The sequence below is a fragment of the Flavobacterium sp. UGB4466 genome, assembly GCF_903469665.1.
GTDB classification, from domain to species: Bacteria; Bacteroidota; Bacteroidia; order Flavobacteriales; family Flavobacteriaceae; genus Flavobacterium; species Flavobacterium lipolyticum.
The window spans coordinates 1-5450 of record NZ_CAGKLC010000175.1 but is presented as its reverse complement, the minus strand read 5'-3'; the positions used below and the strand labels follow the sequence as shown (position 1 = coordinate 5450).

At 38.1% G+C, this 5450-nt stretch carries 3 protein-coding genes; 1 reads left to right on the top strand and 2 read right to left on the bottom strand.

Going from position 1 to position 5450, the window contains the following annotated elements; all coding sequences use genetic code 11:
- On the bottom strand, window positions 1–319 hold a 319-nt coding region (locus JO950_RS22355; RefSeq protein ID WP_237732415.1), incomplete at its 3' end, for a hypothetical protein.
- 16 nt (window positions 320–335) lie between these two features.
- Window positions 336–701, bottom strand: coding sequence for an energy transducer TonB (locus tag JO950_RS21070; RefSeq protein ID WP_202704406.1), 366 nt, complete (start codon window positions 699–701; stop codon window positions 336–338).
- Between the two features lie 566 nt (window positions 702–1267).
- On the opposite strand from JO950_RS21070, the gene JO950_RS21065 reads away from it, so the two are divergent.
- The coding region (locus JO950_RS21065) for a DUF6531 domain-containing protein (protein WP_237732414.1) at window positions 1268–5450 on the top strand (4183 nt) is incomplete at its 3' end.

The following is a 5450-nucleotide window of genomic DNA, read 5'->3' as shown; positions in this document are numbered from 1 at the left end:
TTTTAATATAATCCTTTCTAAAAATATTCAAAATAATTATGTCATTTTCTCTAGGAAATGGGTTCCCCATATAAAAATAAGCAAACTCATTATCAATCCTAATTCGATCATTGTAATTGTCCCAATTGCTTTCTGTCAAATAGGCGTTTTTTGATTTTTTATAATACTCTAACGAAGGGGAATCTATTCTGAATTCACTTAGTAAGTGATTTGAATCAGTATTTAATAAACTGTATTTTAATTTAAAAATGGCGGGAGGTTCCTGACTATAGCAAAGAAATGTTCCAAAAGACAAAATGATATAAATATAGTTTTTCATTATATATAATAATTGATTATTGAACATAGTATGGAATACTGTACAAACACCTCACCGGTTCTCCGTCTATAGTCGCCGGAATCCAGTTTGGACATAATCTTAAAACTCTTTCTAATTCTTTTCCCGAACCATAACCAAAATCACGAAGAATTTCTATATCAGACACGGTTCCGTCCTTTTCTATGATAATAGTAGCGAAAACTGCGCCAGAAGGTTGCTCATCTTCAGCCACTTCTTTCGGTACGACATAATTTTTTGTTAGGAAAACATGAAATTTCTCTATGCCGCCAGGGTATTTTGGCAAAGACTTGACTAATGTAAGGTTATAAACTTTGTTGTCATTTCCATGAAGTTTATTTTTAGGTTTACTTTCTGCTTTCATAACAGAATTCTTCTGCGCCGGCTTACTATTATTTTGACAACTAAAAAATAGTATAAAACTACAAACTGTAAAAAATATTCCTCTCATAGGTGGCTATTGGTATAATTGCTATCGATAAATCTGAACTTTCTGAGTATCATAAAACAAAATTTCATTGCTTAAAATAAAAGTAATTTTTCATCTTATGCAAATAAAGAAATTAGAATAAAAAAAGATTGGAGCAAGTAGAATGATTTTTAATTTGTCTAACCAAAGTCAGAAAAAAAATCCCATTTCTTAAGAAGTGGGATTTTTATATGCTTTTTTTCTAATTTCTTAAACTAACAAATTAGAGCCTTTTCTTTATAATAAATCTTACAAATTAGTTTGTGTATCCAAAATACTGTTGTATTTTCGTTCATAACTGTATTTCGATTTTCTTCTTCTTCCTACAAGAAATAAAGTAAACATAATGTATTTACAAAAAGCTATGGACATATCATTCTTTAAGTGATGACATTGGATAGCAAATAAATAGCCCCCCAATATAATAGAAGCACCCAATAATTAAGCGACACCTACTAAACATGCTATTAACCGATAACCATTTAACCATTGTAGTGGGGATAGACATCCATTTTACTACCCTACCCCCTTTTAACCCTTTTCATCCTTATATAGGTATTGTCATCGATCCTTTTGATTATATTCCGTTTTTAGGTGCCACGGTGCATGTAAATGGTTTTAAACGTGGAAACTCGGACACCAGCGGTATTATAATACCACTGATGCACATTCCTCTTTTTACACCGCCCTGGCTTATGACACCTATCATAGGCCATGAAAGTATGAATTTTTTCGCCTCAAAAACCGTTTTTTCAGACGGTACGAGGATGAGTCCCAAAGGACATATGCTAATGACATGTAATGATATCGGCATCCCCCTATCGATGTCTTTAGGGAAAACCAAAATAGGCAAGAAAATGTTACCGTTTGCCCCAACCCTTTTTGCCCCAACCTCATTTTCATTGCCTATCCCTACCGGAAAACCCGTAATGGTTGGTGGACCCTATCCTCCCGATTGGGGAGGAGTCCTTACAGGCTTATTAGCTAGTATTGGTTTTAGTACTCTGATGAAAAAAGTCAGAGGACTTGTTAAAAAGATTAACCTTAAAGGATCGAAAACTCCTAAAGGACTCAAAGATGGACTCCGAAAGTGTGCTAATGATCCCGTAAACGTGATCAATGGCGCGGTCATTTATGAAGGTAGTGATTTTGATTTGACCAGTCCGATTCCACTAAACTGGAAACGAAGCTGGTACTCCGATTCTGATTATTTGGGCTGGCTTGGTTATGGAATGCATAGTGTCTACGACAGAGCTGTAGAATTATATACCGAAGACAATGCCTTAGGACTTCGCATGGACGACGGGCGACTTGTTGCTTTTCCAATATTGCTGCCTGAAGAAGAATTTTACCTCCGTGAAGAAAAAACAACTCTGAAAAGAACTCCCGACGGCTATCAGGCTTACGATCATCAAAGCAAGCTTTTTTGCGATTTTACCCTGTTTGACGGTAAAAAATACCAACTTACTAAAATTAGTAATGTTAGCGGACTTAACATCGTTTTCGAATTTGCAGCCAACCGTCTGAAAAAAATCATCGATGCTGCAGGCAGAGAAATCAAAGTAAGCACTAAGGACGGATTCATTCAAAAGCTGGAACTTGTCGGACCGGAACAGGACGAACTTTTAGTGGCGTATGAGTACGATTCCGAAGGTAACATAAGTGCAATTATTGATGCATTGCAAAAACCGACAGCCATTGAATATGAAAATCATTTAATGGTCAAAAAAACGGATCGTAACGGACAAGCTTTTTACTGGGAATATGACACTCAAAACCGCTGTATACACACCTGGGGTGATGGCGGTTGGCAGGAAGGCTGGATGGAATACCATCCTGAGGAAGGTTACAATCTGATAACAGACTCTAATCTAGCTGTAACCACTTATTATTACGAGCCAAGTCAGCTGATTACACAAGTAAAAGACGCCATGGGCAACAGCACCTTTTACGATTATACCGAGTTTATGGAGCTCTATCGCGAGATTGATCCCGAAGGACGCATCCTGGGCTTTAATTATGATGACAGAGGAAACAAAACCGGCACTGTTTATCCAGATGGTACCCAAGAAATCATGATTTATGATGAGGAAAACCGCCCGTCGATAGCCATAGATCCCGAAGGGAATAAAACCGTTTATCTGTACAAAGAAGACAGAGAAGATCAGCTTAAAACGATTATTGCTCCCGATAAAACCACTACCCACTTTAGTTATCACGATAATGGACTACTAGCGACAGTGGCCAAAAACAACAATAAACTCGAACTGATTTATGACGATCAATACAATCTGATAGAGTGGCGAGAGAACAACCAAAAACTAAAATCATGGGAGTACGACCATCGCGGACGCGTACAAGCGATCTACACCCCAATGCAGATGGCCGATTATTTTAGTTATGACGCATTGGATCGCGTAAGACAAATTGTAGAGAAAGACAGCAATGTCATACAGTTTACCTATAACAATTATGACGAAGTCATAGCGCTAAAAGACAATAAAAATAACATTAAGTTCAGTTATACCCCACTGGGAAGTCTTGCTGCGCGCGAGCAAAATGGCGTAAAAGTACGTTTTGATTACGACAAGATGGAACAGTTGCAAGCCATCAAAAACGAAGACAATGAAGTCTACTATTTTACCCGCAACAAAGCCGGACAAATAATCAAAGAAACCGCTTTTGACGGTATGGTGAAAAAGTACCAGCGCAATCTGGCAGGTGAAGTCACCAGGATTGATCATGGCAACGGAAAATTTACTGTGTACGAGCAGGATGCACTGGGACGCATCACCAGAGCCGACTATCACGACGGTACCTGGGAAACCTACACTTACAACAAAAACGGACTTTTAACAGAAGCCGTGAACCAAAACGTAAGCATTCTTCTGGAGCGTGATGAAATGGGGCGTATCGTAAAAGAAACCCAAAAACAACAGCTTGATAAAGATGATAATGCTATTACCCTTACCTCCACTTACAACAAACTGGGACAGCGTATAGGTATAAATAGTTCATTAGGAGCAGAGATCAGTACCCATTACGACTCAAAAGGACAGTTGGAGCGCATAGAAGCCCAAAGCAACGAACTCAAAGAACAGCACCAGAAGTGGGAAACCACCCTGAAACGCGACGAACTAGGAAGAGAAATAGAGCGTTTTACCACCGGCGGACTCCACATTAAAACCAGCTACAACAACAGCGGAAAACAAAAAGAACAGGAAGTATTTGCCAATGGCAAACGCACCGGATCACGCTTTTACAACTGGGATACCAACCAGCAACTGCGCAGTGCGGTAAACCAAATGACTTCCAATATCACCTACTTTGATTATGACGACTTTGGTAATCTGGCAAAGGCAGATTATAATGGTAAAGAACAGCTTTACAAAACCCCGGATGCAGTAGGAAATCTTTATAAAACTCCCGATCGTAGCGATCGTAAGTATGGTAAAGGTGGTAAACTGTTACAGGACGAAAAGTATCATTACAAATACGACGAACTGGGTAATCTGATACACAAAAGTACCAGAAACATCAACGAAGTACTAAAATTCGAAGAACCAACCAACTGGATCGATAAACTGGCAGGCAACAAAACCGAAGAAAGCAGATTACAGCAAGAACACGAGCAGTGGCAGGACGGAGATACCACCTATAGCTGGCTGGCGAATGGTATGCTCGAGAGCATCACCAACCCGGATGGAAAAACGGTACATTTTGAGTACGATGCCCTGGGCAGACGTACCGCAAAAATTGCAAACCAAAGAATAAATCGTTATGTTTGGGATGGAAACGTTCTTATTCATGAATGGAAATACGATTTAAAAGATCGTCCTAAATTAATAGCCACTGAGGATGACTTAGTCTATGATAAACCGGAACCTATCGAGAATCTCATAACTTGGGTGTATGAAGGAGGTTCGTTTGTTCCAAGCGCTAAGATTGTTGGAGATGAAAAGTTTTCTATTATCAATGATTATATTGGCAGACCCGTACAAGCTTATAATGACACTGGCGAATTAGTCTGGGAAACGGATTATGATATTTACGGAGATTTACGTAATCTAAAAGGTGATCGAGATTTTGTCCCTTTTAGGCAGTTGGGGCAGTATGAGGATATAGAGACAGGACTTTATTATAATAGGTTTAGGTATTATAATCCTGAAACTGGAGGATATATTAGCCAAGATCCGATTGGATTACATGGAAACAACCCAAACTTTTATGCTTATGTAGAAGATAGTAATGCAACATTTGATTTTTTTGGGCTTGACGTAATTACAATTATAAGGCAGGATGTAAATATTGGCAGCGGAAATCATTATAGATTGATATATACTGATTCAAAAGGAGTGCAGCAAATGACACATTTGACTATGGGTCGAAATGATATCATCGAAATCAAAACTGGGGTGAGTAAAATATCTCTTGATGATATCGATGCAGCCGACAAAAAAACAATAGAAGTAACTCGTAATTTAAATGATGCAATATCGAAATCAGCACAAAAATTTAATGGTAAAAAATATAAACTCAATCAATTTGATTGTTTTAGATATATTGAATCAATCATAGGGAAAGCAAACCCTGACATTTCAATAAAAGGAAGTACTAATTTGGATAGATTTAAGAGTCTAGGAT

Excerpts from the sequence above, each read along its gene's own strand:
- JO950_RS21070 (WP_202704406.1), bottom strand. The coding sequence starts at position 701 with ATGAAAGCAGAAAGTAAACCTAAAAATAAACTTCATGGAAATGACAAC.